Origin of the sequence: Waddlia chondrophila WSU 86-1044, from assembly GCF_000092785.1 — a bacterium.
In the GTDB taxonomy this organism is placed as follows: Bacteria; Chlamydiota; Chlamydiia; order Chlamydiales; family Waddliaceae; genus Waddlia; species Waddlia chondrophila.
In genome coordinates this window covers 1559021-1583421 of the sequence record NC_014225.1, presented here as the reverse complement: position 1 = coordinate 1583421, position 24401 = coordinate 1559021, and the positions used below count along the sequence as shown (strand labels likewise).

The 24401-nt window shown below is 43.7% G+C and carries 34 protein-coding genes; 31 read left to right on the top strand and 3 right to left on the bottom strand.

Going from position 1 to position 24401, the window contains the following annotated elements:
- Nucleotides 1-9 precede the first annotated feature (9 nt).
- The 28 genes from WCW_RS07255 (at nucleotide 10) to WCW_RS07120 (ending at nucleotide 17660) form a co-directional block, all read left to right on the top strand.
- The gene (locus WCW_RS07255; protein ID WP_013182561.1) at nucleotides 10-1116 is read left to right on the top strand and encodes a hypothetical protein; all 1107 of its coding nucleotides are present in this window, start codon (nucleotides 10-12) and stop codon (nucleotides 1114-1116) included.
- The gene (locus tag WCW_RS07250; RefSeq protein WP_013182560.1) at nucleotides 1116-1436 is read left to right on the top strand and encodes an SLBB domain-containing protein; all 321 of its coding nucleotides are present in this window, start codon (nucleotides 1116-1118) and stop codon (nucleotides 1434-1436) included. Before WCW_RS07255 ends, WCW_RS07250 begins: the two co-directional genes overlap by 1 nt.
- A gap of 222 nt (nucleotides 1437-1658) precedes the next feature.
- Nucleotides 1659-2321, top strand: coding sequence for a 50S ribosomal protein L3 (rplC, locus tag WCW_RS07245; protein WP_013182559.1), 663 nt, complete (start codon nucleotides 1659-1661; stop codon nucleotides 2319-2321).
- A 2-nt stretch (nucleotides 2322-2323) separates the two neighbouring features.
- On the top strand, nucleotides 2324-3007 hold the full coding sequence (gene rplD / locus WCW_RS07240) for a 50S ribosomal protein L4 (protein WP_013182558.1): 684 nt from the start codon (nucleotides 2324-2326) through the stop codon (nucleotides 3005-3007).
- 15 nt (nucleotides 3008-3022) lie between these two features.
- On the top strand, nucleotides 3023-3358 hold the full coding sequence (rplW, locus tag WCW_RS07235) for a 50S ribosomal protein L23 (protein ID WP_013182557.1): 336 nt from the start codon (nucleotides 3023-3025) through the stop codon (nucleotides 3356-3358).
- Between the two features lie 14 nt (nucleotides 3359-3372).
- Nucleotides 3373-4218: a 50S ribosomal protein L2 gene (gene rplB / locus WCW_RS07230; RefSeq protein WP_013182556.1), complete on the top strand. Its 846-nt coding sequence runs from the start codon at nucleotides 3373-3375 to the stop codon at nucleotides 4216-4218.
- A 2-nt stretch (nucleotides 4219-4220) separates the two neighbouring features.
- Nucleotides 4221-4487 (top strand): 30S ribosomal protein S19, encoded by a 267-nt coding sequence (gene rpsS / locus WCW_RS07225; RefSeq protein ID WP_013182555.1) that lies wholly within the window; start codon nucleotides 4221-4223, stop codon nucleotides 4485-4487.
- A 10-nt stretch (nucleotides 4488-4497) separates the two neighbouring features.
- Nucleotides 4498-4848: a 50S ribosomal protein L22 gene (gene rplV / locus WCW_RS07220; RefSeq protein ID WP_013182554.1), complete on the top strand. Its 351-nt coding sequence runs from the start codon at nucleotides 4498-4500 to the stop codon at nucleotides 4846-4848.
- Between the two features lie 4 nt (nucleotides 4849-4852).
- Entirely contained in the window at nucleotides 4853-5500 is a 648-nt protein-coding gene (gene rpsC, locus WCW_RS07215; protein WP_013182553.1) for a 30S ribosomal protein S3, read from the top strand.
- Nucleotides 5501-5503: 3 nt separating this feature from the next.
- Nucleotides 5504-5923 carry a 50S ribosomal protein L16 gene (rplP, locus tag WCW_RS07210; RefSeq protein WP_013182552.1) on the top strand — a complete coding sequence of 140 codons (420 nt, stop codon included), beginning with the start codon at nucleotides 5504-5506 and terminating at the stop codon, nucleotides 5921-5923.
- Nucleotides 5924-5934: 11 nt separating this feature from the next.
- On the top strand, nucleotides 5935-6135 hold the full coding sequence (rpmC, locus tag WCW_RS07205) for a 50S ribosomal protein L29 (RefSeq protein WP_227738805.1): 201 nt from the start codon (nucleotides 5935-5937) through the stop codon (nucleotides 6133-6135).
- A 14-nt stretch (nucleotides 6136-6149) separates the two neighbouring features.
- The gene (gene rpsQ, locus WCW_RS07200) at nucleotides 6150-6401 is read left to right on the top strand and encodes a 30S ribosomal protein S17 (protein ID WP_013182550.1); all 252 of its coding nucleotides are present in this window, start codon (nucleotides 6150-6152) and stop codon (nucleotides 6399-6401) included.
- A gap of 47 nt (nucleotides 6402-6448) precedes the next feature.
- Entirely contained in the window at nucleotides 6449-6817 is a 369-nt protein-coding gene (gene rplN, locus WCW_RS07195; protein WP_013182549.1) for a 50S ribosomal protein L14, read from the top strand.
- Nucleotides 6818-6837: 20 nt separating this feature from the next.
- Nucleotides 6838-7191, top strand: a complete 354-nt coding sequence (gene rplX, locus WCW_RS07190) for a 50S ribosomal protein L24 (RefSeq protein ID WP_013182548.1) — start codon at nucleotides 6838-6840, stop codon at nucleotides 7189-7191.
- 26 nt (nucleotides 7192-7217) lie between these two features.
- Nucleotides 7218-7775: a 50S ribosomal protein L5 gene (gene rplE / locus WCW_RS07185; RefSeq protein ID WP_013182547.1), complete on the top strand. Its 558-nt coding sequence runs from the start codon at nucleotides 7218-7220 to the stop codon at nucleotides 7773-7775.
- A gap of 20 nt (nucleotides 7776-7795) precedes the next feature.
- Nucleotides 7796-8197 (top strand): 30S ribosomal protein S8, encoded by a 402-nt coding sequence (gene rpsH / locus WCW_RS07180; RefSeq protein ID WP_013182546.1) that lies wholly within the window; start codon nucleotides 7796-7798, stop codon nucleotides 8195-8197.
- A gap of 24 nt (nucleotides 8198-8221) precedes the next feature.
- On the top strand, nucleotides 8222-8764 hold the full coding sequence (gene rplF / locus WCW_RS07175; protein ID WP_013182545.1) for a 50S ribosomal protein L6: 543 nt from the start codon (nucleotides 8222-8224) through the stop codon (nucleotides 8762-8764).
- 9 nt (nucleotides 8765-8773) lie between these two features.
- Nucleotides 8774-9145, top strand: a complete 372-nt coding sequence (gene rplR, locus WCW_RS07170) for a 50S ribosomal protein L18 (protein WP_013182544.1) — start codon at nucleotides 8774-8776, stop codon at nucleotides 9143-9145.
- Between the two features lie 23 nt (nucleotides 9146-9168).
- A complete protein-coding gene (gene rpsE, locus WCW_RS07165; RefSeq protein ID WP_013182543.1) occupies nucleotides 9169-9657 on the top strand; it encodes a 30S ribosomal protein S5 in 489 nt (162 codons plus the stop codon).
- The gene (gene rplO, locus WCW_RS07160; protein ID WP_013182542.1) at nucleotides 9641-10105 is read left to right on the top strand and encodes a 50S ribosomal protein L15; all 465 of its coding nucleotides are present in this window, start codon (nucleotides 9641-9643) and stop codon (nucleotides 10103-10105) included. Before rpsE ends, rplO begins: the two co-directional genes overlap by 17 nt.
- Before the next feature lie 64 nt (nucleotides 10106-10169).
- Nucleotides 10170-11537, top strand: coding sequence for a preprotein translocase subunit SecY (secY, locus tag WCW_RS07155; RefSeq protein ID WP_368664663.1), 1368 nt, complete (start codon nucleotides 10170-10172; stop codon nucleotides 11535-11537).
- Nucleotides 11538-11643: 106 nt separating this feature from the next.
- Nucleotides 11644-12012 carry a 30S ribosomal protein S13 gene (gene rpsM, locus WCW_RS07150; RefSeq protein ID WP_013182540.1) on the top strand — a complete coding sequence of 123 codons (369 nt, stop codon included), beginning with the start codon at nucleotides 11644-11646 and terminating at the stop codon, nucleotides 12010-12012.
- 18 nt (nucleotides 12013-12030) lie between these two features.
- On the top strand, nucleotides 12031-12435 hold the full coding sequence (gene rpsK / locus WCW_RS07145; protein WP_013182539.1) for a 30S ribosomal protein S11: 405 nt from the start codon (nucleotides 12031-12033) through the stop codon (nucleotides 12433-12435).
- Between the two features lie 113 nt (nucleotides 12436-12548).
- A complete protein-coding gene (locus WCW_RS07140; RefSeq protein WP_013182538.1) occupies nucleotides 12549-13661 on the top strand; it encodes a DNA-directed RNA polymerase subunit alpha in 1113 nt (370 codons plus the stop codon).
- A 17-nt stretch (nucleotides 13662-13678) separates the two neighbouring features.
- On the top strand, nucleotides 13679-14107 hold the full coding sequence (gene rplQ / locus WCW_RS07135; RefSeq protein WP_013182537.1) for a 50S ribosomal protein L17: 429 nt from the start codon (nucleotides 13679-13681) through the stop codon (nucleotides 14105-14107).
- Between the two features lie 324 nt (nucleotides 14108-14431).
- The gene (gene gap, locus WCW_RS07130) at nucleotides 14432-15454 is read left to right on the top strand and encodes a type I glyceraldehyde-3-phosphate dehydrogenase (RefSeq protein ID WP_013182536.1); all 1023 of its coding nucleotides are present in this window, start codon (nucleotides 14432-14434) and stop codon (nucleotides 15452-15454) included.
- 48 nt (nucleotides 15455-15502) lie between these two features.
- Nucleotides 15503-16276 carry a hypothetical protein gene (locus WCW_RS07125; RefSeq protein ID WP_013182535.1) on the top strand — a complete coding sequence of 258 codons (774 nt, stop codon included), beginning with the start codon at nucleotides 15503-15505 and terminating at the stop codon, nucleotides 16274-16276.
- A gap of 16 nt (nucleotides 16277-16292) precedes the next feature.
- Nucleotides 16293-17660: an MFS transporter gene (locus WCW_RS07120; protein WP_013182534.1), complete on the top strand. Its 1368-nt coding sequence runs from the start codon at nucleotides 16293-16295 to the stop codon at nucleotides 17658-17660.
- Here the strand turns inward: WCW_RS07120 and WCW_RS07115 are convergent.
- The 3 genes from WCW_RS07115 to prpB are packed head-to-tail and all read right to left on the bottom strand — an operon-like array spanning nucleotide 17613 to nucleotide 21005.
- Nucleotides 17613-19067, bottom strand: a complete 1455-nt coding sequence (locus WCW_RS07115; protein ID WP_013182533.1) for a bifunctional 2-methylcitrate dehydratase/aconitate hydratase — start codon at nucleotides 19065-19067, stop codon at nucleotides 17613-17615. The two genes, WCW_RS07120 and WCW_RS07115, sit on opposite strands and share 48 nt — an antisense overlap.
- Nucleotides 19043-20173, bottom strand: a complete 1131-nt coding sequence (locus WCW_RS07110) for a citrate/2-methylcitrate synthase (protein ID WP_013182532.1) — start codon at nucleotides 20171-20173, stop codon at nucleotides 19043-19045. Before WCW_RS07110 ends, WCW_RS07115 begins: the two co-directional genes overlap by 25 nt.
- Before the next feature lie 13 nt (nucleotides 20174-20186).
- Nucleotides 20187-21005: a methylisocitrate lyase gene (prpB, locus tag WCW_RS07105; RefSeq protein ID WP_013182531.1), complete on the bottom strand. Its 819-nt coding sequence runs from the start codon at nucleotides 21003-21005 to the stop codon at nucleotides 20187-20189.
- A gap of 69 nt (nucleotides 21006-21074) precedes the next feature.
- On the opposite strand from prpB, the gene WCW_RS07100 reads away from it, so the two are divergent.
- The 3 genes from WCW_RS07100 to WCW_RS07090 are packed head-to-tail and all read left to right on the top strand — an operon-like array spanning nucleotide 21075 to nucleotide 24398.
- Complete coding sequence (locus WCW_RS07100) at nucleotides 21075-21848, top strand: enoyl-CoA hydratase/isomerase family protein (RefSeq protein ID WP_013182530.1); 774 nt, start codon at nucleotides 21075-21077, stop codon at nucleotides 21846-21848.
- Nucleotides 21841-23175 (top strand): 3-hydroxyacyl-CoA dehydrogenase family protein, encoded by a 1335-nt coding sequence (locus WCW_RS07095; RefSeq protein ID WP_013182529.1) that lies wholly within the window; start codon nucleotides 21841-21843, stop codon nucleotides 23173-23175. Before WCW_RS07100 ends, WCW_RS07095 begins: the two co-directional genes overlap by 8 nt.
- Nucleotides 23172-24398, top strand: a complete 1227-nt coding sequence (locus tag WCW_RS07090; RefSeq protein ID WP_013182528.1) for a thiolase C-terminal domain-containing protein — start codon at nucleotides 23172-23174, stop codon at nucleotides 24396-24398. The genes WCW_RS07095 and WCW_RS07090 overlap by 4 nt, the downstream gene beginning before the upstream one ends.
- The last annotated feature ends 3 nt before the right edge of the window (nucleotides 24399-24401 follow it).

The following is a 24401-nucleotide window of genomic DNA, read 5'->3' as shown; positions in this document are numbered from 1 at the left end:
GAGGTATCGATGTCAACATCAACAATTCACAGAAGTAATACAGCAGTTGAGGCGCTTGGGTATACAGCTTCTCATACCGATACGCTAAATAAATTTGCGAAAACAGTAACGCAAGGGGTGGCTCTTGCGAAGATCGTTACAAGTTTGGTTCCTGGATATGAAGGGGTTTCATCAGGCCTTGGCCTTCTTGCAGGCGAGTTGAAAACAGCTTCATCCGTTATTAACGCAACAAATATTCTTGAAAGGGGGAGCGAATGGGGAACGAAGAGTACCCGCGATTCTATTTTAAGCAGATGGCAGAAGACTGCTAATCGTGTTGCGTTGACTGTTGCACAATTTTTTGAAACGATTTTGTTTATCGATAAATGTTCGTTGAGTTTTTTTTATAGCGCAGCGATGATAGTTTGCCATATTCCCATTCTGGAAATGGTGAAAAATTGTTTGTATATGACGTCTGCTGTTTTCGGCCTTTGGTATGTTGGGCAAGATCTTTCTAAGGCAACTTCTTCGATGTCGTCTGCAAAGGAAAAAATGAGAAAATGGACAGCTTTCGATGTAGAGTCAAAGAATCAGGACCTTAAGTTAAAATATCAAAAGAAGCTGGAAGGTAAGGGAGCGACATCTGAAAAATTGAGTGAAGAGGTCCAGAAGCTTCGAGCTGAAATAGCCGATAATAAGAAAAAACTTGAAAGGTTATCAGGCGAATATGCGAAACAGCTGAAAGCGAAGATTAAAGAGGATGGGAATGCCTTAACCACGAATAAAGTTTGCCTTGTTTCAGTTTTGAAGTACGAAAGTTATTTGCAGGCAATTAATGAGGGTGAGGTTAAGAAGATTAAAGAATATAAAATTGAAAAGTATGAGACGCGCATTGCCAATTGCAAGAAAATACGTGAAAAATCATGGCTCTCAATAGCTGTTGATATAGGCAAGATTGTGATGATTTCCCTGGGGATGTTTGTCGCAGCTTTCTCTTTGACATTTCCCCTATTGACATTGCCGACTGCTGCGCTTGTGATCACTTCAATGAGTCTAGTTTCCAATGCACTTGGATTGACGAAAAATATTTATTCTGCCGTTGGACCGAAAGTGCAGAAAGAACCTGTATTTGGCTAATGAAAAAGCCTGCGCTTCCATTTTACGAACATTTGTTCGCTATCATGATCGTAGGCTTTTTTGTATTTATTATTTTTTTAAACTACTGGTTTTCCGAACGCGATGTCATTGTTGATAAGCAGCATCCCCAATTTATTCAAAATCCTTTCGTAGAGGTTGTTGTGGAAGGTAAAGTTAAAAAACCCGGAACCTATCGAGTCAAAAAAGGCTCTTTGGTTAGAGAGGTTGTTGAGATGGCTGAAGTTGAGGAAAATGCAAATTTAGACAGGATAAAATTAGATAGCAAGCTGACAAGACGTAGAAAAATCAACATTCGTTGATTTCTTTCTTGTGCTAAATTGACTATCTTTGATAATCTTTCCATTCAAGCTTTTAGAAATGAAAGCTGAATGCAAAGGTCCCTTTGAAAACGCGGAGAAGAACACATTTCATGTGCAGCTTCTCACTTGTTGATAAGGTTTATTCCTGAGAATTTAGTGAAATTTAAACAATAACAAGTGTGCGGTTAAAAGCCGATAAATGATGAGTTAAGGGATTGTGTTATGGCTCTTAAACTAATGGGAAAGAAGCGTGGAATGACGCACCTTTTTGATGAAAAGGGGAATGTTGTCGTCTGTACCGTTATCGAAATGGAACCCAATGTTGTTACGCAAATCAAAACGCAAGGGACAGACGGATACGATGCGGTTCAGGTTGGATTTGACAAAGTAACAACGAAAGATCCTCGAACAATGGATCAGCGTGTTAAAAAGCCTTTGAGAGGTCATTTTAAGAAGGCTGGTGTCGAGCCAAGAAGGCATATGTTGGAATCTAGATTGTCTGATGTAACGGGTTACCAAGTAGGGCAGGAATTTGATGTGACAGCATTTAACGAAGTGAAATTTATTGATGCGACAGCGATATCTATCGGCAAGGGGTTTCAAGGAGCAATGAAGCTGCACGGTTTTAGCGGAATGCCTGCTTCTCACGGTGCTAAAAAGAATCATAGAAGCTTGGGCTCTACAGGTGGACGGTCGACTCCCGGACGTTGTTTTCCTGGAGGCAAGCGTGCAAGTCAGATGGGAAATCGGCAAGTAACTATTCAAAATTTAGAGATTGTACAAATTATTCCGGAAGAAAATGTCGTCGTCGTCAAAGGATCGATTCCAGGGCCAAAAAATGGTGTGGTTACGATGAGACAAGCTGTGAAAAAGGCAGGTGCGTAATCATGACTGAATTAAAGAAGTATAATCTTGAAGGCAAGGAGACGGGTTCTGTAGAGGCTAACGCGAAGATTACAGAATCAAGCATTCATTCTCAATTGATCAAAGAGTATATCGTGGCAATTCGCAAAAACGCCCGTCAGTGGTCTGCGAATACTAAAGGGCGTTCTGAGGTGAAGCACACGACAAAGAAACCTCATAGGCAAAAAGGGACAGGTCGAGCACGTCAAGGATCTCTGGTTGCTCCTCAATTCCGTGGCGGTGGTGTTGTTTTTGGCCCTAAGCCGAAATTTGATCAACACGTGCGTATCAATAAAAAAGAAAAAAGATCGGCAATTCGATTCCTTCTCGGTGAAATGATGAGAGAGAACCGGATGATTGTTCTCGAAAATGCGATGATGGATAAGCCTAAAACCAAAACGTTGGCAGCTTTCATTAAGAAAGCAAACCTTGGGAAAAGAGTATTGTTTTTGGCTGAAGGGAAGCATGAGGAAATTCAGACGGCGCATAAGACAGTCGCTGTTAGTGTCAAGTGCAACGATCATGAGAACTTCAGAAAAAGTTTAAACAATATTCCAAAAACGCAATTCGCTTTGGCAAAAAACGTGAACGGTTACGACTTGATGTTGGCGGACAATATTGTTGTGACGGAAGCTGCGTTGGAAGAAATCAATCATTGGCTAGCTTAGACAAGGTAAAGAAAAATGCAAAAGAAAGATCCCTATCAAGTCGTTAAAAGTATCCACGTGACAGAAAAGGCAATGACTTTGCAGCAGCTGGTCAATAACGACAGCAATCGATGCGTTCAGCGTTGCGAAAGCCCAAAATACGTTTTTGTCGTGGATAAACGCGCGAATAAGAACGAAATTGCTGAGGCAGTGGAGCAGATTTACAAAGAGAACAACATCAAAGTTGTTTCTGTAAATACGATTAATCTTAAACCGAAAAAACGCCGAGTGCGAGGGCGCGCGGGATTTCGTCCTGGAATTAAAAAGGCGATCGTGACCCTTGAAAAGGGCGATACTATCGAGAATATCTAAATTAGGATGAAGCGATGTTAAAGAAGTACCGGCCAAGAACACCAGGAACGAGACAATTGATCCTTCCAAAGAGGGAACAACTCACACGTCCGAATAAAAATAACAGAAAGGTTGTTGAACCAACAAAATCACTACTTCTGCCTAAGAAAAGGACAAACGGAAGAAATAATCTTGGAAGAATCACCTGTCGTCACAAAGGTGGAGGACACAAGAGAAAATACCGCATCGTAGATTTCAAAAGAGATAAATGGAATATTCCTGCAAAAGTTGCCTCGATTGAATATGATCCTAACCGATCAGCTTATATTGCCCTTCTCAATTATGTAGATGGTGAAAAACGGTATATTATTGCTCCTCAAGGGTTGAAAGAGGGTGCTGTTGTGATGACTAGCGACAAGCCTCCTTATTCTGTTGGATGCTGCATGAAGCTTAAAGATATGCCGTTGGGTTCGGTCGTTCATTGTATTGAGATGATCCCCGGACGCGGTGCTAAATTGGTCAGATCGGCAGGGATGTCTGCACAGTTGATGGCGCGCAGCGGCGGTTATGCGACTTTGCGTATGCCTTCCGGAGAGGTGCGCATGGTCAATGAAAGTTGCAAAGCAAGTTTTGGTTCCGTTTCCAATCCTGAACACAGCTTGAGGGTTGAAGGGAAAGCTGGAAGGAACCGTTGGAAGGGGATTCGCCCGACTGTCCGGGGAACTGCCATGAACCCTGTTGACCACCCGCACGGTGGTGCTGAAGGAAGAAACAAAGGTAACATTCCTCAAACTCCTTGGGCTATGTATACCAAAGGATATCGTACCAGATCGATTTCCAAGTCAAGAAAACTTATTGTTAAAGATCGTAGGAAAAAATAACTATGGCAAAAAGATCGCTTAAGAAAGGGTTTTTTGTAGACCACCATCTGCTGAAAAAAGTTGATGACCAAAATGAAGCTGGAACCAAAAAACCAATTAAAACCTGGTCGCGCCGATCAATGATTATTCCAGATATGGTAGGACATACATTTGAGGTTCACAATGGCCACAAATTTCTGACTGTATTTGTATCTGAGAATATGGTGGGACACCGTTTAGGCGAATTTTCTCCTACCCGCGTGTTTAAAGGACACCCAGTTAAGAAATAAGGGATAAAAGATGGCCGAAAATAACGCAAAAGCTATTACGAAATATGTAAGGATTAGTCCGCGAAAAGCGCGGCTTGCCGCAGATTTAATCAGAGGCATTCCTGTTGAAGATGCTTCGCTGCAGCTCCAATACAGCAATATGAAAGCTGGCCGGCTGTTGAAAAAAACATTGGACAGCGCTGTTGCCAATGCGGAGACGCAATTGGAAGCCCGTAGGGAAAATTTAATCGTCAGTGAAGTTCGTGTTGACGAGGGGCCAACTTTTAAAAGAGCGAAACCTCGAAACAGGGGCGGACGTCATCCGATTTTAAAAAGAACGAGTCACTTTACTGTTGTTGTAAGTGCAGGAGAAGGAGCGTAAGCGAATGGGACAAAAAGTAAATCCGATTGGATTCCGTTTGGTTCGAAAAAAAGACTGGAGATCAAAATGGTTTGCTAATAAGCAAGAATTCGGCGATTTCCTTGTTGAAGACCGCCGGATTCGGGAATATCTGTTAAAAAAATCGCAGCTTGTAGGGACCTCCAAGATCAAAATTAGGCGAATGAGTGAAAAAATAGAAGTGACAATTGTCACTGCTCGTCCAGGCCTTGTCATTGGTAAAAAAGGCGCAGAAATTGACGCTCTTAAAACCGAGCTCTACAAACTTACAGGCAAGCAGGTTTGGGTTGAAGTTGAAGAGATTAAAAGACCTGATGCAGATGCGCAAGTTGTTGCAGATGGTATTGCTAAGCAATTGGAAAGAAGAATCCCTTTCCGCAGGGCCTTAAAGAAGGCGATCCAGTCATCGCTCGATGCTGGTGCTGTTGGAATTAAAGTTCAAACTTCCGGACGATTGGGCGGTGCTGAGATTGCTCGAACCGAATGGTATAAAGAAGGCAGTATTCCTCTTCATACGTTGAGAGCGAATATTGACTATGCGACAAGCAGGGCTGAAACCACATACGGAACGATTGGGGTTAAAGTTTGGATTAACCGAGGCGATGACAACTACAGTAAGAAGGAGAATGGATAAGCCATGGTATTAATGCCAAAACGTACAAAAAGGCGCAAAGTCCAAAAAGGACAGATGCGAGGATTGAGCAAAGGTGCTAACTTTGTCCACTTTGGTGAATTCGGTATTCAAGCTCTTGAAAGAGGTTGGATAACGGGAAGACAGATCGAAGCTTGCCGTGTCGCGATTAACCGATATTTCAGTCGTCGTGGAAAAGTGTGGATCCGTATTTTCCCGGATAAGCCGATCACAAAGAAACCTGCAGAAGTTAGAATGGGTAAAGGAAAAGGCGGAGTCGACCAGTGGGTTGCAGTCGTCAGACCCGGAAGAATTTTATTTGAAGTTGCCAATGTTCCGCGCGATGTCGCTCAAAATGCTTTGAGGCGAGCTGCTGCTAAATTAGCAATTAAAACCCGTTTTGTTGACCGGGTAGAACAAGTTTAAGGGTAGTGATCATGAAGCCACAAGAAATGAGAGATCAATCGATTGAAGAATTGGTTGCAAAACTTGAAGAGTCGAAGAGAGAGCTTTTTGAGTTGAAGAACGAAATGAAGAGAAGCAAAAAGCTTGAAAAGCCTCATTTATTGAGAGAGAAAAAGAAAGATATCGCCAAATTTAACACGATTATTCGTGAGAAGCAACTGGCGAACCGTTAAAAGCTGAGGAAACTATGACTGCTAAAGGTACAGCAAAACGCAAGACGAAAACAGGAACAGTTGTTTCTAATAAAATGGACAAAACTGTGATCGTTCGGGTTGAAAGAACTATGCAGCATCCTCGATATGGTAAAGTGATCAAAAGAGCGAATAAATTTTACGCTCATGTTGAAAATGATCAACTTCAGATCGGTGATACTGTGACAATTTCTGAGACACGTCCCTACTCAAAATTAAAGAGATGGCGTGTTGTGGAAAAGAATTAAAGTAAATCGAATATTAAATAACGAAGGACTCCCTTAGGAGATAGAAAATGATTCAACAAGAGTCAGAATTATTAGTAGCAGACAATACTGGAGCTAAACGTGTGAAATGCTTCAAGGTCCTAGGAGGATCTAAGCGTAGATATGCAAACGTCGGCGACATCATTGTTGCCTCTGTCCAAGAGGCTGAGCCTAACGGTTCGATCAAAAAAGGTGAGGTTGTCAAGGCTGTCATCGTGAGGACAAAATATTATATCAAGCGCCCCGACGGCACAAAATTAAAGTTCGATACAAACGCTTGTGTATTGATTGATGACAAGAAAAACCCAAAAGGTTCGCGTGTTTTTGGGCCGGTCGCGCGAGAGTTGAGAGATAAAAACTATCTGAAAATTGTGTCTTTGGCACCTGAGGTTATCTAAGTTAAAGGATACATTGACCGATGCAAAAAAAGAAGAAACAAAACAAAAAAATTCGCACAGGCGACAGAGTAATGGTCATCGCCGGCAACGATAAAGGCTTGGTAGGCACTGTGCAATCTCGCACAGAAGATCGTATTATCGTGGCAGGTGTAAACGTACGGAAAAAGCACGTAAAAAAGAGCCAGTTAAATCCGCAGGGCGGGATTATTGATATGGAAAGACCGATCCATATTTCAAATGTCACGCTGTGTGTTGATGAAGAGAAACCTCGCAAACTGCGGGTTGGCATTGACCATGAAGGCAATCGTATTTTGGTGTACCGTGAAGGGGATACCGATGCGACTTACCGATCCGTAAAAAAGAAAGGCGAATAAAGTTATTCAAAGTAAAGAGTGCACGTATGTCTAGGTTGAAAAAATATTATAGAGAGAAAGTAAAGGAAGAGCTGCAGAAGAAATTTGACTGCTCCAATCCGATGACGATTCCAACGTTAAGGAAGGTTGTGATCAACATGGGGATTGCAGAAGCTGCAAAGGATAAAAATGCTATCCAAGACTGCATCAATGAACTTTCATTGATTTCCGGACAAAAACCGATTCTCACGAAAGCAAAAAAATCGATTTCGAATTTTAAACTTCGTGAAGGGATGCCGATTGGCTTAAAAGTAACTTTGCGTGGTGATCGCATGTTTGACTTTATGGACAGATTTTTTAATATCGTCTGCCCAAGGATTCGCGACTTTCGCGGTTTTAATCCTAAGGGAGATGGAAGCGGTAACTACACACTTGGATTGGACGATCAGCAGATTTTTCCAGAGCTCAATTTAGACGAAGTCAAGAGAACTCAAGGGATGCACATTACATTCGTGACTACAGCAAAAAGTGATGAACAATGCATCGAACTTTTAAGATTGCTAGGCTTGCCTTTTAAAAAGTTGCCAGTGTCGGTAACCATATAAATATTTATAGGAGATAGAAAATGGCAGTAACTGACCCAGTCGCCGACTTTCTTACAAGAATTAGAAATGGTTTGAAGGCCCAACACCGCTATGTCGATATCAATTGGAGCAAGATGAAGCAAAGCCTTGCAGACATTTTAAAGAATGAAGGTTTTATCGAGAATTATCTCGTTAAAAAGGACAACAACGATCGCGGGACCATTCGAGTTTTTCTACGATATGGTGCATATAGGCAACCCGCAATCAAAGGACTCAAACGGCTTTCAAGACCAGGACTGAGAAAATACGTTAAACACAATGAAATTCCGAAGTTTTATGGAGGCTTGGGCGTTTCGATCCTTTCCACCTCAAGCGGAATTTTGTCCGGAAATGAAGCACAAAACAAAAAGGTCGGCGGAGAACTCCTCTGTCTCATTTGGTAATTGAAAGTTTAGGAGAATTCTGAAATGACACGTAAAGCAAAAGTCCCAGTTGATATTCCAAATGGGGTTGAAGTTAAAGTCGATCAAGAAAAGATTTCAGTCAAAGGCCCTAAGGGGCAGCTTGAGCAGAAAATCATGAAAGGCATCAATGTGATTGTTGAAGAGGGTAAAGTTCATGTTCAGCTTGATCAAAACGCGAAAGATATGAAAAATTTTCAAGGCCTCTATCATGCTTTAATCAAAAATATGGTTCATGGAGCGTCGCAAGGCTTTGAAAAACATCTTGAGATGATCGGTGTTGGTTACCGGGCTGCTGTTCAAGGGAATCTCTTGAACTTGCAAGTTGGTTTGTCGCATCCGACCAATTTGACGATTCCTCAAGGACTTGAAATCAAAGTTGAGAAAAATACCAAAATTATTATCAGCGGGCCCGATAAGCAGCAAATCGGTGAATTTGCGTCCACAGTGCGATCGATTCGACCCCCTGAGCCATACCAAGGAAAAGGGATTAGATATTCTGGAGAGTATGTCAGACGTAAAGCTGGTAAATCAGCGGCTAAAAAGTAAAAGGGTATTATGAAAACTGTTGAATATAAGCAAAATCAAAAACGTAAGAGAAGAGTATTCAGAGTTCGCAAGCAGTTACGCGGAACTTCTTTAAAGCCTAGGCTCTGTGTTGTGAAAAGCAACCAAAATATTGAAGTTCAGTTGATTGATGATAACAAAGGCATCACGCTTGCGTCGACTTCAACGCGTTCAAAGGATTTGAAGAATACTGAATTTAACAAATGCAATAAAGAGTCTGCCCGTAAACTTGGAGAGATCATCGCTGAACGCGCGGTCAAACAAAATGTCAAAGAAGTGGTCTTTGATAGGGGGGCGCATAAATACCACGGCATTCTTAAAGAATTGGCAGACGCAGCACGCGAAGCCGGGTTAAAGTTTTAAGTGATTAAAGATAGGTTGAGATAATGAGCGAACAAGAAAAAGGCGAGATCGAAGAAAAAGTTCTCTATATTAACCGTTGTTCAAAAGTCGTCAAGGGTGGTCGAAAGTTCAGCTTTTCTGCCTTAATTCTTGCTGGCGATGGCAAAGGTAAAATTGGATATGGTTTTGCAAAAGCTAATGAGTTAACAGACGCTATTCGTAAAGGTGGCGAGTCTGCGCGAAAAAATCTGATGACTTTCGCCTCTGAAGGGACAACAATTCCTCATGAAGTGATCGTCGATTGGGATGGAGCTAAAATTCTTCTTCGGCCTGCTCCTAGAGGTGCTGGAGTTATCGCAGGATCTAGGGTTCGTGCGGTTTTAGAGATGGCCGGCATCAAGGATGTCATGGCAAAAAGTTTAGGTTCAAATAATCCAATCAATCAGGTGAAAGCGACTTTTAAAGCTTTAGATGAGTTAAGCGCACGTAGCGATATTCGGAAGTTGAGAGGGGAAAATGCACAAGCTAAATAACTTAAAAAATAGTTCAAAAGTGACCAAGTCTCGCCGACGTGTTGGCCGCGGAATTGGTTCAGGTGTTGGAAAAACTTGTGGACGTGGTGAAAAAGGTGCTGGATCCCGTTCTGGATATACAAGACGTTTGGGTTATGAAGGCGGACAGTTCAGACTTTTTATGAAACTGCCGATCAGAGGGTTTTCCAACGCAAGGTTCCAAAAGAAATTGGACAGTATCAATCTTGGACAAATTGACAAGCTCTATCAAGATGGAGATGTTGTCAGCATTGAAACTTTGCGTCAACGTGGTTTCATTAATGGAAAATCTCACGGGCTGAAAATTCTCGGAGAGGGCGAATTGACCAAGAAAGTGACGATCGAAGCGGATAAAATTTCAGTTTCCGCAAAAGATAAATTGCAAAAAGCAAATATTTCTTTTTCTCTCAAATCATCCGATGACGAATAATTGATTGCTGTATATAATCGCGTCTTTCGGAAATTAACTTATAGAGAATTAAGAGATAACTATGATTCAAGCTTTGCAAAGAGTCTTTTCAATACCGGAACTTCGACAGAAGATTAGTTTTACGCTATTGATGTTGGTCGTCTGTAGAATCGGAGCTTTTATTCCGGTTCCAGGGATTAATGGCGAGGTAGCCATTCAATACCTCAGACATTTAACCGGCGGCGAACAAAATCTGTTTCGAATGGTCGACACCTTTACTGGAGGAGCGTTTTCACAAATGACTGTGATCGCTTTAGGGGTCGTTCCGTACATTTCCGCATCGATCATGATGCAGTTGTTTACAGCGTTGATCCCTTCTCTTCAAAGGGAAATTCAAGAAAATCCCACTTTAGGCAGGCGGAAAGTCAATCGACTGACACGGTTGGTGACGTTGATTCTGGCTTTTATTCAATCTGCGATGTTTGCAAAATATGCCATCCAGATGAATATCACAAAACCTGGAATTATCGCAGGAGATCTCTTGAACATTCAAATGTTTGGACACCCCGTTTTGTTCTACGCTGTCATGATTTTTACCATGACAACGGGAACCCTGTTTTTGATGTGGATCGGTGAACAAATCACTGAAAATGGGATTGGCAATGGGATGAGCTTGATCATTACACTAGGGATAATCTCTTCTTTTCCAACAGCGATTGGCATGATCTTTCAACAATTGAATCTCGATTCGCAAGAGGCCGGTCAGTTAAATTTTGCGATTGTTGCTGTGATCATGGCTGTATTTGTCTTGGTCACTATCGGTACAATATTAATTGTTCAGGGACACCGACGCATTCCTCTTCAGTATGCCAGAAGGGTTGTTGGTCGAAAAGAAGTTCAGGGCGGTAATTCTTATATTCCGCTGAAGGTGAATTATGCCGGAGTGATTCCTGTCATTTTTGCCTCTTCGCTTTTGATGTTCCCTGCGACTATTGCTACATTCATCGGACAGGGAACATGGTTGGAATCTGTTGCCATGTGGTTTAGACAAGACAGAACAGCATACATGGTGATGTATGTCGGATTGATCATCTTTTTTACCTATTTTTGGACGGCTACCCAGTTTAGACCGGATCAGATCGCTTCCGATATGAAAAAAAACGGAGCATTTATTCCTGGAATTCGCCAAGGGCGTCCAACTCAGGAATATTTAGAGCATACAATGAATAGAATCACTCTCATCGGCGCGGTTTTCCTTGCTCTGATAGCGATTCTACCGACAATTACTGGACGCGTTTTAGGTGTTTCCCAAACAATCAGTTATTTCTTTGGCGGTACGGCTTTGCTTATCTTGGTTGGAGTCGTGCTTGACACAATGAAGCAGATTGAGTCCCACCTCCTTATGAAACGGTACGAAGGCTTTATGAAAAAGGGAAGGGCTCGCGGCAGGTAAAGAGATTAAGAGCTTACATTTAAGGTAAGCTCTTGGATTCCATTTGATTATAAGTGGAATCTTTGTTAAAATTTTAGATATTTTATTGAACGACTAGGAGAAATACATGCCTCGTGTGATCGGAACAGACATTCCTGATAACAAAAGGTTGATTATCAGCTTAACTTATATATATGGAATTGGTCCTTTTAAAGCAAAAGAGATCATAGAAAAATTGCAATTGGATCCAAATATGCGGGCTCGTGGACTTACAGAGGACGATATCGCTAAGATCAATACCTTATTGCAAAACGATTATATTGTTGAAGGGGACCTGAGGCGTCAGGTGCAAAACAATATCAAGCGTTTGATCAGCATTAACTGTTATCGCGGAATCCGTCACAGAAGTGGCTTGCCGGTACGCGGACAACGTACTCAGTCCAATGCAAGGACCCGTAAAGGTAAAAAGAAAACAGTTGCCGGCAAGAAGAAGTAATAATAGGAGAATTTAACATTGGCTAAGCAAACAGTTAAAAAAGGCGCCGTAAAGACAAAGAAAAAAGTCATTAAGAATGTGGCTGTCGGTGTCGTGCATGTCAAGGCGACGTTCAATAATACGATCATTTCAATCACGGATCCTTCCGGCAAGGTGATTTCATGGGCTTCTGCTGGAAAAGTTGGCTTTTCCGGTTCTCGAAAGTCTTCTGCATTTGCCGCGACAGTCGCTGCTCAAAATGCTGCAAAGACTGCAGCGAGTTATGGAATGAAAGAAGTGGAAGTGAATTTGCGCGGCCCTGGTGCCGGTAGAGAATCTGCTGTGAGAGGAATTATCAGTGCCGGCTTGCAAGTCACAACAATTAAAGACCGCACGCCTGTTCCTCATAACGGATGCCGTCCACGCAAAAGACGAAGAGTATAATTTAAGGTAAATTTAGGGTGTGTTCCTAAACGAATGAAATAGGTATCTTTAGGAACCCTCCCCATTGTTCCCCAACTTTTGGGATCAACACAGTCACTTTTAGGAGAAACTAAATGAGTGTTAAGTACGGCAGATTTGAGATGCCAGATGAAATTGTTGTTGATGAAGAAACAGCAACAGGCACTTTTGCTCGTTTCATCGCAGAACCATTTGAGAGAGGATTTGGACATACCTTAGGGAATTCCCTGCGCAGACTCATGCTGACTTCTCTTGAAGCTCCTGCGATTATTGGGGTGCGCATTGAAGGTGTTGCACACGAGTATATGGCTATCGACGGCATTGTTGAAGATATGACTAATATCATTCTCAACATCAAGGGTGCGAAGCTGCGCAAGCTTCCAATGGAAGACACCCCAAACGCAAGAAATCAAAGACTTCTAACGAAAGTTCTCGAGATTACTCAAGAAGATATCGATAATGGGAAAGGGCAGTATGAAGTCCGCTTAGGCGATATTGTAGAAGGTGGTATTTTTGAGGTCGTGAATCCGAACCATCACATTTTTACAGTCACTGTTCCGATGCAAAAACAGGTTGATCTCCGCGTTTCTTTTGGAAGAGGGTATGTTCCTTCTGAAAGGCATGTTGTCAATGATAAATCAACTGATGAGATTCTCATAGATGCAGCTTTTACTCCTGTGAAGCTTGTTAATTACCACGTTGAAAATACTCGTGTGGGTCAGGACACCGACTTTGATCGACTTGTGCTTGAAGTGACAACTGATGGCCGTGTCACACCGACAGAAGCTTTTGGATTCGCATCTCAAATTGGGTTGAAGCATTTTGAAATCTTTAAAAAAGTTCAAACTCAGATGGTTTCTTTTGATGAAATTAAGGAAGATTCCGATTCTGATGATGACGAGATCATGGACAAATTGGCGCTTCGAATTGATGAGATTGAGCTGTCAGTACGCTCGACAAACTGCTTGAGCGGTGCAAATATTGAAACGATTGCTGAGCTTGTTTCTATTCCTGAAAGACGTATGCTGGAGTTTCGCAACTTCGGTAAGAAGTCTCTAACGGAAATTAAAGCAAAGTTGCAGGAGATGGGGCTGGGCTTGGGAATGGATCTTTCGAGATACGGCATCACTGCCGAAAATGTCAGGGAAAAAATCAAAGAGTATCAAGCTTTGCACCCTAAGAAAGAGTTTACAACATTTGAAGAGTAATAGAAGGGTAATAAAGAATGAGACACTTAAAAGATCGACGCAAGCTTAATCGTACGTCTTCGCACAGACGCTGTTTAATGGCTAATATGCTTAAGTCATTGATTGTTAATGAAAGAATTGAAACTACAGTTCCTAAGGCTAAATGTTTACGGCGATATGCTGATCGAATGATCACACTGGCAAAGAAAAACTCTTTGGCAAGCCGCCGCAGAGCGATCTCTCAGATGATGATCCGTTTTAACAGCTTGACTCCAAAGCAGGCTCGCGCTGCAAAAAACGGTGATACTTCATCATACAATGATGATAGGTTGGTCATTGAGAAGCTCTTTAGCGAATTGGGACCCCGTTTTACTAGTCGTCAAGGCGGCTATACGCGTGTTTTAAAAAGTGATCGACGCGTAGGCGATAATGCCCAAAAATGCATTATCGAGTTTCTTGAAAGTTAATCTGTTTTTGGTTTGCATTTCACACGCGATTTCAAGCAGGGATGACTGGATAAATTGTTCAGCTTCACTGGAAATGTGTGGGAAATGCAAGCTAGTACTCTGTAAGGAAAGTTTTCGGTTCAAATTCCCATTCTGAGCGTTGCGTTCAGCATTGGGGACGCACGCCCTAGAGATAGATATCTGAAGCGGTAAACGTGAGCGTCTTTTCATCAAATTTTCTCCTTTACAAGCTGCTTTTGGTCGGTTATTTTATTAGGGCATGTCGTCAATGAGATGAAGACACACCCAGGCAATCAAAAGAGATAAATTTTCAGGAGGAATCAGATGTCCATTAATGTAGCGATCAACGGGTTCGGACGGATTGGAAAATTAGTTTACCGTATAGCAACATCGAGAGATGATATCAATATCGTTGCGATCAATGATTTGGTACCATGTGAAAATCTTGCGTATTTATTGAAGTATGATTCCACTCATGGGCGTTTCGACAAAGAGCTTAAAATAGAAGGAAATAGTTTTCTCGTGGAAGGGATGAAAACAATAATCCTAAACGAGAAAGATCCGGAACAGCTCCCTTGGAAAGAACTCGACGTTGATTATGTGGTTGAGTCGACCGGTTTATTTACTTCTCCTGAACAGGCGAATAAGCATTTGAAGGCAGGAGCCAAACGGGTCGTCATTTCGGCGCCGGCAAAGGGAGAGGTTCCAACATTTGTGATGGGAGTCAACCATCGCACATACAATCCAGAAACTGACAGGATCGTTTCCAATGCTTCATGCACAACGAACTGCCTTGCTCCCATCACCAAAGTATTGCTTGATCATTTTGGTATTGAGGAGGGGTTGATGACGACAGTGCATGCTGTGACGGCAACCCAGCCGACTGTCGACGGTCCTTCCAAAAAAGATTTAAGAGGAGGACGAAGCGCTACTCAAAACATTATTCCAGCTTCTACTGGAGCTGCCAAAGCTGTTGGATTATGCATCCCTGAAGTGCAGGGCAAATTGACAGGTATGGCTTTCCGAATCCCTACTGCAGATGTTTCCGTTGTCGATTTAACAGTGAAGTTGTCGAGATCAACAAGTTATGGAGAAATCTGTTCAGCGATGAAACAAGCTGCGGAAGGTGAAATGAAGGGAATATTGCAATATTGCGATGAGCCAGTGGTCTCATCCGATTTTATCGGCTCCAGCTATTCTTCTATTTTTGATAAAGGGGCCGGTATCGCCTTGAACGATACTTTTTATAAGGTTGTTGCTTGGTATGACAACGAAATGGGATATGCCACGCGCGTTGTCGACCTGCTGGCGTTTTTAGCATCTAAAGAGCATGCGTTGGCAGGGTAACGTATAAAAAAGCTAGGGACACGCCCTAATAACAGAGAAAGGTGAAATGTGGATTTTACACGAGAACCCATTATTGAAAGTGTGATCACCCCGAAAGAGGGTTGCAAATTAGTGATTCGAAGCAGTAAAGGAGCGGGACAAGAGGAATTTTTTGTCGATGCAGTGGAAGTTGTTTCCTTTGGAAATACATTTTTTTTACGTTCCATGGAGAGGCCAAAAGCCTTTTTAGTTCCTGCTTCAGATTACGAAATATTAGAAGTGCGCGAGACGCGCATGGTGTTGAAAAATGTAGGCTTGGACCGCTCGATTAAAATTGGCGGCGGAAAAGAGACGCCCAAAAAAACGGCTGTGAAAGAGAGTCCTAAAGTAGAACAAGAAAAGACCTCTTCCGATCAGAAAACTGAGCAGCCGAAGAAAAGAGAAAAGCGCAGACATTATCGCAGGAGAAAGGGCAGGGATAGGATTTCCGATGAAACGCAAGATGATGGCAAAATCGATTTGCCCGAGCCGAAACAAGTGGAAGACGATTCGCCTCAAGATTTGGGAGAGCCATTGACTCCAAATTCGCAAATCATTGGAAGTTTGTTGCCTCCTCCGCCAAATCTTATTTCGGAAACGATTGAACGCTACAAAGGCAACGCCTTGTTTAAGGACGTTTTTTATTCAGACTCTGACTCTGAATCCGAAACTGATGAGGAGGAAATAGAAGAGGAAGAGTCTTTTGTTGAACTTGAAGAGAGCGATCCGCCTAAGTTGGAGAATCCTACTGAAAAAAATGAAGAGGAAGCTGAATCCAGTCAGGAAACCAACTCTATCAGTTGAAAGATGCGACGCTTAGATGAATCGAGTTTCTCATGAAGGCTTGTCATTAGCAGCTTTCGGTATTTGTTTCGGCTGTGTTGTGATTGCCCTTGTTTTTACAATGGTCAATACTGCGATCCCTTCCATTCAAAGCCATCTGAATCTTCCTGTTAGTATTCTACAGTGGATGATGACGGCTTTTGGATTGATCAACTGCGCATGCCTTGTGACTTGCGGCCGGATCGCAGACATTTTTGGTCGAAAAAGAATATTTCTTTTAGGCTTGACTTCCACGTTGATTGGGATTTCGGCAGCAGGTTTGTCAAATACAGCTTTTTGCTTAATTCTCGGTATGTCTTTTGCCGGTTTGGGAAATGCGATTCTTCTTCCAGTGTCGCAAGCGATGCTGGTTATGGAGTTCCCTCAAGAGAAAAGGGGAGAGGCAGTTGGAATATGGGCCGGATGTATTGGGGCTGCAATGGCTGCAGGACCTGTTTTGGGAGGGATCATTACACAGGTGTTCGGGTGGCGTTGGGTTTTTTTGATCAATGCTCCTGTTATTTTGGTGAGTTTCTTTCTGACTTTTTTCTATTCTCGAGAATCTCGCAATGAAAAAGATCCGGCAAAAGTTGATGTCAAAGGGATGCTCTACTTAGCATTGACTGTTGCCGCGTTTGTTTTGGTTTCAACAGAGCGCAGACACTTTTCCTCTCTGTTTTTGAGTGGATTGATGGCTCTAGGTGTCTTGAGTATTTATCGCTTGATTAAGCATGAAAAGACGTTTTCCGCTCCGATTATCAGTGATCAACTCTGGAAAAATCGCGTATTTCTCAGCGCTTCTCTGGCTAGCTTTTGCCTCATCTTTTTTGTCTGGTCTATCTTTTTTCTCCTCCCTATCTTTTTTCAGAGGGAGCTGGGTCTCTCTCCTATGTTCAGCGGTTTGATGATGCTTTGGATCACTTTGCCTGTCGCTTTTTTATCTCCCTTGATTGCAAGGTTTGAAAAATACGAGAAGACATGGCTGATGAGTCTGTCTGGTTTTTTATTACTGGCGTTTTTTGTTCTTTTACAAATTTTTTTTAATACCGACACACCTTTATGGAAAATTGCTGTTTCCTGTTTGATTTTTGGCGTTGGATATAGCTTGATTTGGGGGCCGACGGCGACTGCTGCAATTTCATGCTTCCCATCTCATCAATCGGGAATTGCTTCTGGCACTTTTGTCACGATTCAAGAGTTAGGCGGAACTTTTGGACTTGCGATTATTGCGACAACTTTTTCCCATTATTCTGCTCTTAAGGAGGGATTTTACAGAAGCTTGTGGCTGCTTTTAGTGGTAAGTGTGATTGGATGTGCGCTAAGTTTGGTCATGAAAACCCGGAAAAGAGCGGTTGAGGCCAGCTAGCCTGTTCATGAGTTCGCTGATGCGTAATCCTTCAAAAGATTCCTGATCATGAAAAAGTTGCATGAGTTCCTGCACTTTTCCTTTTTTAAAACAGGTAGACAGGTTTTGTTCGCACTTTTTATAAAGAAGAGGCGTTCCTTCTTCCCGCCTTTTTCGATGGCCTAGAGGATATTCGACTTCAACGGGGCCGAGGCTTTTGCCATCCTTCATGTAGATTGTGAGTGCATTCGCGATTGAACGGAGCCTGGGATCCAGGTATTCTTTGCTATAGCGAGGTTTTTCGATAACGGTCATTTTTTCCCGCAGTGCGTTAATTCTAGGATCCTGTGCAATTTTGTCTTCATAATGATCGGCTGTCAGTTCGCCAAAAAGCAGCCCGATTGCCACGATGTATTGCAGGCAATGGTCGCGGTCTGCCGGACCCCGCAACGGTCCTTTCTTGTCGATAATTCTGATTGCTGACTCGTGTGTGTGGATCTCTATTTTTTCGATCTGATCCCATTTTTTTTTGACATCAGGGTAAAGCTGTATCGCAGCTTCCACGGCTGTTTGTGCATGAAATTCTGCCGGAAACGCAATTTTAAACAGAACGTTTTCCATGACGTAGCTTCCCAGATTGCCTTTGAGTTGAATGGGATTTTCCTTCATCAGAACGTCATTTAACCCCCAGTAAGGAGCAGTCAAGGGAGTAGAGTACCCCTCTTCTCCTTGAAGAGTGATCCAAGCTAGCTGAACTCCTCTTCTCGCAGCGTCTCCTGCTGCCCATGATTTTCTCGACCCTGTATTAGGTGCGTGGCGGTATGTTCGTAGGGGTCCGATGTCGATCCAAGCTTGTGATAGGGCATCTTGGATCTGTTTTTCATCGCCGCCTAACAGTTTTGTTGCTAATGCTGCTGTGGCAACTTTGACTAAGAGAACGTGGTCGAGACCGACTCGGTTGAAGCTATTTTCTAGAGAGAGGCAGCCTTGAATCTCATGCGCTTGGATCATTGCCGCTAAGACATCTCTGACTGTCAGACGTTCTCCATTGCGGTCAAGGTAGTCGGCGACGGCAAGAATTCCACCCAAGTTATCAGAGGGATGTCCCCATTCCAGAGCTAGCCAGGTGTCGTTGTAGTCCAGCCAGCGGATCATCGTGCCAATATCGAAGGCAGCGCTGATCGGATCGAGGACATAATCTGTTCCGGGGATCGGCACTCCTTTTGGTACGACTGTTTCCGGGATGACAGGCCCTAGGAGTTTAGTGCAGGCAGGAAATCGAAGAGAAAGGATGGCGCAGCCGATGGAGTCTGCCAAACAGAGGGAAGCTGTGCGAAACGCTTCTGAGCTGTCGGGATTGTAGTTTATCGTATAATTGGCGATTTTGGCGATCACCTCATCCGCTAACGGTTTAACAAGGGGGTCCATGTTTTTTTCTCCGGTCCTATATAATTGCTAAGCGGGCGAATCAGTTTATTATTGGCGCGTTGCTCAAGCAGATGCGCAGACCATCCAGAAATACGCGACATGACAAATAGAGGAGTGAACATCGGTGTCGGCACTCCCATGAAATGATAGGCCAATGCGCTGTAGAAGTCTAGGTTTGGAAAAAGCCTTTTCTCGGCCCACATCATCTTTTCAATGCATTCAGCAACAGGAAACCATTGTGCCATTTCTGTCTCTTGTCCAAGCTTGTATGCCCATCCTTTGATGATTGGGGAGCGGGGATCTTTTGTTGTGTAGACCCGGTGTCCGAATCCCATGATCCGCTCTTTTTTACTCAAAGCTTCCCTGATCCCTTGTTCTGCAGCTTTTGGAGAATCGAACTGCTGGATGAGTGAAAGCGCAAGTTCGTTGGCTCCTCCGTGCAAAGGTCCGCGTAGCGCGCCGATGCCGCCGCAGATGCAGGAATAAAAATCGGAAAGAGTGCTGGCAATTGTGCGCACGGTAAATGTTGAAGCGTTGAATTCATGCTCGGCGTAGAGGATAAGTGAACAATCCATGCATTTGCGATGCAGATCCGACGGCTCCTTTTGCAAAATTAAATGCAGAATATGCCCGGCAAGAGTGTCTTCACCGGTCTCAAGAGGGATCCTTTTTCCCGATTGATGGAAATGGTACCAGTAAAGAAGCATTGATCCAAAGCATGCGATCAACCGATCGGCGACTTGAAAAAGATCGCTCTTTCCAGTTTCCGGCTCAATGTTGCCAAGAGCCGAGCAGCCTGTACGCATAACATCCATCATGTTGCACTGCTTGGGGAGTTGTTCAAGAATTTTCTTTAGTGTATCCGGAAGCTCTCGAAGTGCTCTAAGTTTTTGCTTGTATCCGGTTAACTCTTTATCATTGGGAAGCTTTCCTCTAAGAAGAAGCCAGGCAGTCTCTTCAAATCCTCCATTTTGTGCCAATTCCTCGATCGGATAACCGCGATAAAGCAGGCTCTCTTCTTTTGCTCCGCATAGGCAGATGCTGGAGTCTCCGGCGATGATACCGGCTAAACCGCCGCTCTTTTGTTTTGTTTTTGTCTCTACCATTTTTTAATGATCCTTAACCCATATATTTTAGGAAATGATACAGCTCATCTCTTGTCTGCATGATCTCCAAAAGATTTTTTTGTGTTCCTTTTTGCCGAATTTCTTGGAAAACTTTCAAAGCAGCTAGATTCATTGCTCGATTAGCCGATAATGGGTAAAGAGCGATGTCGATGCCGGCCTCCTTCACTTCTTCCAATGTGAAGAGAGGGGTTTTTCCGAATTCTGTTAAATTTGCCAGAACCGGCAGCCTAATTGATTGTTTAATGGTTTGATAAAGAGAAAGCTTCGGCATTGCTTCCGGGAAAATCATTCCTGCTCCTGCCTGTTTGTAAGCGTGCAGCCTTTCAAGCGTTTTGTCGATCCCTTCATTGGCATAGGCATCGGTGCGAGCCATCACAACAAACTGCGGGTCTTTGCGCGCTTCTATGCATGCGCGAATTCTCTCGCACATTTCGCTAGTTGAGATGATCTTTTTGTCATTGAGATGGCCGCATTTTTTTTTCAACTCTTGATCTTCGATATGGACGCCGGCCACGCCAATCTCTTCCATTGCGCGTATTGTCTCTTCCGGCTTGTCCCATCCGGTGTCAATATCGACGAGCAGAGGCAGATCGACTGCTTGTGTGATGCGCAAAGCATCTTCCAAAACATTTTCCAGTGTTGTTTTTCCAATATCGGGAATGCCATAAGAGATGTTGGCAACCCCTGCTCCTGAAAGATAGAGCGCTCGAAAACCGACCTCCTTTGCCATGATCGCAGCATAAGCATTGATCACACCGACGATTTGCAAGGGAGATTCTTGGCCTAAGACATCCCAAAGTTTAAGTTTCATACTAATATGATATCTCCGATTCAAGTGTTTCCTTGCAAGGGTTAATCTTGTTGTGCTATGACGTAGTGTATGAAATATTTGGAATTTGAAAAGCGGAATCGAGTTGGACTTTTGAAAATTAATCGTCCTAAAGCTTTGAATGCATTGAATTTAGAGCTTTTAAAAGAGCTGGAACACTGTTTGGAAGAGGAGAGCGAAAAGCTGGAGTTGGTTGCTATGATTGTGACTGGAGCCGGTGAAAAAGCGTTTATTGCTGGAGCAGATATCAAAGAAATGCAAGGGTTTGACAAGCAACAGATCCTCTCCTTTATTTCTCTTGGACAGCGTGTCTCTCTTCTTTTAGAGAAGGCCCCTTTTATCACGATCGCTGCGATTAATGGATTTGCACTAGGAGGAGGGCTGGAGATGGCATTGGCTTGTGATTTTATCTACGCTGCTGATTCGGCAAAGTTGGGGCTGCCGGAGGTGATGCTCGGAATTATCCCCGGATTTGGCGGGACGCAGCGGCTCGTTCGTGCAGTTGGGGTTCGCCAAGCTAAAGAGATGATTGCAACAGGCAAGGCGATCAGCGCTGATGAAGCGCACCGAATTGGGCTGGTCAACTGTGTGTGCAGCAAAGAGTCTTTGATCAGCGAGTGTTTGGCGGTCGCAGGCAGCATTGCCGGGCATTCCCAAACAGCGATTTATCAAGCGAAAGATGCAATTAATCGGGAAGATGGCCTTTCGATTCATGAGGGGCTTGATTTGGAAAAGTCAAATTTTGCCATTTGCTTTGAAACTCCTGAAAGGGAAAAAGCGATGCAGGCATTTTTAGAAAAATCGATGAGGGGTACTAGTGCTTAATGAAAAATTGACTTCTGTTGCTGTCGTTGGCGCTGGCGGGAAAATGGGGAGCGGCATTTCCTTGCTGCTGCTGCGCGAGATTGCCTGTTTGGAAGCTTCTAAAGAAGGGCAGGTGGGATCTGGCGCATACACGTTGACACTCATTGATTCCAATGTTAAGAGTTTATCGGGGTTGCGCAACTATCTGCGTGCGCAGATGACCCGTTTTGCCGAAAAGCAGATCAACGACTTGCGCGAGTACTATAAGAATGACCAACGGCTTGTCAGCAATCAAGAGATGATTGAGGCGTTTGTTCAAGGGGCAATTGACTGCTTACGCTTTGAAGAGGAGATTGCTCAAGCAAAAAACGCGCATCTTATCTTTGAGGCGATTGTCGAAGAGATGGATGTCAAAACACGCGTCTTTTCCGAGCTTAAGAAAACAGCTTCTGAAAGCGCGCTTTTTTTCACCAATACCTCTTCTTTGCCCATTGGGGTATTAGCGGAGGCTTCCGGATTAAAGGGGCGCATGATCGGCTATCATTTTTATAATCCTCCGGCTGTGCAGAAATTATTAGAGATCATTCCTGCGGCTGAAAATGGCGAATCGTTCGCTGCGCTAGCCGATGAGTTGGCAAAACGTCTGGGAAAAATTATTGTGTATTCCAAAGATGTTGCAGGTTTTATTGGAAATGGTCATTTTCTACGCGAGATCAATGAAGCTTTGAAAGAGGTTTCTGAGTTAGAGTCTTCTTATACGCTTGTGGAGGCGCTTTGTTTTATCGATCAGATGACGCGCGACCTTTTGATCCGTCCCATGGGGATTTTCCAGCTCTTTGATTATGTTGGCATTGATGTTCTCTTCCGCGTCATGCAGATCATGGCCCATTATCTTAAGATTGAGTTTCATAGTGGTTTAATCGATCAAATGGTTGCTGCCGGCTGTACAGGAGGCCAGTATTCCGATGGATCGCAAAAAGACGGTTTTTTCCAGTATCGCGGCCACACGATTGAAAAAATCTATGATTTGAAGGCAAAGGCGTACGTAGATCTTCCCAATGATTTAATTGGCGAGCTGCCCAAAGGGCATCTTCCCTGGAAAGTGATGGGAAAGGAGAAAAACCGGGAAGAACTTTTAAAAAGATACCTCAGAAACCTGTTTGAGCTCGATACCCTTGCAGCACGGATCGCTTCTTCCCATTTGCTAAGGTCGCGGGATATTGCGCGCAAGTTAGTCGCAGATGGCGTTGCTCGTTCGATTGATGATGTCAACACTGTGATCGTGAACGGGTTTTATCATTTGTATGGCCCTGATGATGAGCACCTGCCTCAGGAGGTCTATAAGTGAGAAAAAAAGTTTATGCTGCTGCGCCATATACCACTGTATTTATGGGATCGGGACGTCCTGAATTCAACCCTAAAAAGTTGCGTCCGTTTGAAGAGTATCTTCAAGAAACGGCTCAGGGAACGTGCAATCAGATGGAGCAGCCTTTATTTGATGAAGGATTTATTGCCAGTTTTATGTCGGGGCGTTTTCTCAGACAAGCTAATCTGCCGGGATTTTTACCATTCATGGTTCCCGAATTGCGGGGAAAGCCGTGCACGGCAGTTGAAGGTGCTTGCGGTTCGGGCGGGCGTGCTCTTGCAATGGGGGTGAATGCGATCCTCTCCGACACCGCTGACGCTGTTTTTGTGGCGGGATTTGAAATGCAGAATTCTGTGAAAGCGGTGTATGGAGCAGATGTGCTGGCAGGGGCGTCTTATTACTCCAAAGAGCGCAAGAAGGGATACGCGCATTTTTTTCCAGGGATCTTTGCAACTAGAGCTGGTGCTTACTATGATAGGTACGGCTATGAGGAAACGCGTCGGGGAATGGCAAAATGGTACGAGCAGAGCATCAAAAACGCCCGTCAAAATCCCAAGGCACAGGAGTATGACAATAAGGTGGAAGATCTTTTTGCGCTTGGTTTGACGCCGCCTAATCCAAAACGGTTTGTTCCGCATTTAAATCCAACCGATTGTTCCAAAGTCAGTGATGGAGCTTCTTCTATCGGGATTTTTTCTGAAGAGGGGTTGTCGAAATGCGGGATCAAAAAAGAAAATGCTGTTGAAATTATCTCTTTGGCTGGTGTAGAGGATGACATTACTCGGGATCCGGAAGATTGGACAGTACTGTCAACAACAGCAATTGCCGCTCGTAGAGCGTTTGAACGGGCAGGCTTAACTAAAGATGAGCTAGGGCTTTTGGAGCTGCACGATTGCTTTTCCATTACAGCTTTGCTGGCGTTGGAGGCTCTTGGATTTGCTCAGCCCGGCCAGGCGTCGCATTTGGTACTGGACGGCGTCACTTCAAAAGAAGGAGCCATCCCAACGAATTTATCCGGAGGATTGGGAGGATTCGGCCATCCTACCGGGGCAACAGGTGTCAGACAGATGGTGGATTTGACGCTTCAGCTGACTTCAAATGCGGATCATCAGATCCAGCCAAAGCATCCATATGGCATGCTTGTCAGTATGGGAGGCAACGACAAGACGGTCACGGCGATCCTTGTGAAAGGAATTCTTTTTTAACGA

Excerpts from the sequence above, each read along its gene's own strand:
- rplF (WP_013182545.1), top strand. The coding sequence starts at position 8,222 with ATGACACGTAAAGCAAAAGTCCCAGTTGATATTCCAAATGGGGTTGAA.
- WCW_RS07110 (WP_013182532.1), bottom strand. The coding sequence starts at position 20,173 with ATGGTAGAGACAAAAACAAAACAAAAGAGCGGCGGTTTAGCCGGTATC.
- rplE (WP_013182547.1), top strand. The coding sequence starts at position 7,218 with ATGTCTAGGTTGAAAAAATATTATAGAGAGAAAGTAAAGGAAGAGCTG.
- rplC (WP_013182559.1), top strand. The coding sequence starts at position 1,659 with ATGGCTCTTAAACTAATGGGAAAGAAGCGTGGAATGACGCACCTTTTT.
- rplO (WP_013182542.1), top strand. The coding sequence starts at position 9,641 with ATGCACAAGCTAAATAACTTAAAAAATAGTTCAAAAGTGACCAAGTCT.
- rplX (WP_013182548.1), top strand. The coding sequence starts at position 6,838 with ATGCAAAAAAAGAAGAAACAAAACAAAAAAATTCGCACAGGCGACAGA.
- rplD (WP_013182558.1), top strand. The coding sequence starts at position 2,324 with ATGACTGAATTAAAGAAGTATAATCTTGAAGGCAAGGAGACGGGTTCT.
- rplB (WP_013182556.1), top strand. The coding sequence starts at position 3,373 with ATGTTAAAGAAGTACCGGCCAAGAACACCAGGAACGAGACAATTGATC.
- rpsE (WP_013182543.1), top strand. The coding sequence starts at position 9,169 with ATGAGCGAACAAGAAAAAGGCGAGATCGAAGAAAAAGTTCTCTATATT.
- WCW_RS07120 (WP_013182534.1), top strand. The coding sequence starts at position 16,293 with ATGAATCGAGTTTCTCATGAAGGCTTGTCATTAGCAGCTTTCGGTATT.
- WCW_RS07100 (WP_013182530.1), top strand. The coding sequence starts at position 21,075 with ATGAAATATTTGGAATTTGAAAAGCGGAATCGAGTTGGACTTTTGAAA.
- rpsS (WP_013182555.1), top strand. The coding sequence starts at position 4,221 with ATGGCAAAAAGATCGCTTAAGAAAGGGTTTTTTGTAGACCACCATCTG.
- rplP (WP_013182552.1), top strand. The coding sequence starts at position 5,504 with ATGGTATTAATGCCAAAACGTACAAAAAGGCGCAAAGTCCAAAAAGGA.
- rpsM (WP_013182540.1), top strand. The coding sequence starts at position 11,644 with ATGCCTCGTGTGATCGGAACAGACATTCCTGATAACAAAAGGTTGATT.
- rplV (WP_013182554.1), top strand. The coding sequence starts at position 4,498 with ATGGCCGAAAATAACGCAAAAGCTATTACGAAATATGTAAGGATTAGT.
- WCW_RS07255 (WP_013182561.1), top strand. The coding sequence starts at position 10 with ATGTCAACATCAACAATTCACAGAAGTAATACAGCAGTTGAGGCGCTT.
- rpsH (WP_013182546.1), top strand. The coding sequence starts at position 7,796 with ATGGCAGTAACTGACCCAGTCGCCGACTTTCTTACAAGAATTAGAAAT.
- rpsQ (WP_013182550.1), top strand. The coding sequence starts at position 6,150 with ATGACTGCTAAAGGTACAGCAAAACGCAAGACGAAAACAGGAACAGTT.
- rpsC (WP_013182553.1), top strand. The coding sequence starts at position 4,853 with ATGGGACAAAAAGTAAATCCGATTGGATTCCGTTTGGTTCGAAAAAAA.
- rpmC (WP_227738805.1), top strand. The coding sequence starts at position 5,935 with ATGAAGCCACAAGAAATGAGAGATCAATCGATTGAAGAATTGGTTGCA.
- WCW_RS07140 (WP_013182538.1), top strand. The coding sequence starts at position 12,549 with ATGAGTGTTAAGTACGGCAGATTTGAGATGCCAGATGAAATTGTTGTT.
- WCW_RS07115 (WP_013182533.1), bottom strand. The coding sequence starts at position 19,067 with ATGGACCCCCTTGTTAAACCGTTAGCGGATGAGGTGATCGCCAAAATC.
- WCW_RS07250 (WP_013182560.1), top strand. The coding sequence starts at position 1,116 with ATGAAAAAGCCTGCGCTTCCATTTTACGAACATTTGTTCGCTATCATG.
- rplQ (WP_013182537.1), top strand. The coding sequence starts at position 13,679 with ATGAGACACTTAAAAGATCGACGCAAGCTTAATCGTACGTCTTCGCAC.
- prpB (WP_013182531.1), bottom strand. The coding sequence starts at position 21,005 with ATGAAACTTAAACTTTGGGATGTCTTAGGCCAAGAATCTCCCTTGCAA.
- rplN (WP_013182549.1), top strand. The coding sequence starts at position 6,449 with ATGATTCAACAAGAGTCAGAATTATTAGTAGCAGACAATACTGGAGCT.
- gap (WP_013182536.1), top strand. The coding sequence starts at position 14,432 with ATGTCCATTAATGTAGCGATCAACGGGTTCGGACGGATTGGAAAATTA.
- rplR (WP_013182544.1), top strand. The coding sequence starts at position 8,774 with ATGAAAACTGTTGAATATAAGCAAAATCAAAAACGTAAGAGAAGAGTA.
- rplW (WP_013182557.1), top strand. The coding sequence starts at position 3,023 with ATGCAAAAGAAAGATCCCTATCAAGTCGTTAAAAGTATCCACGTGACA.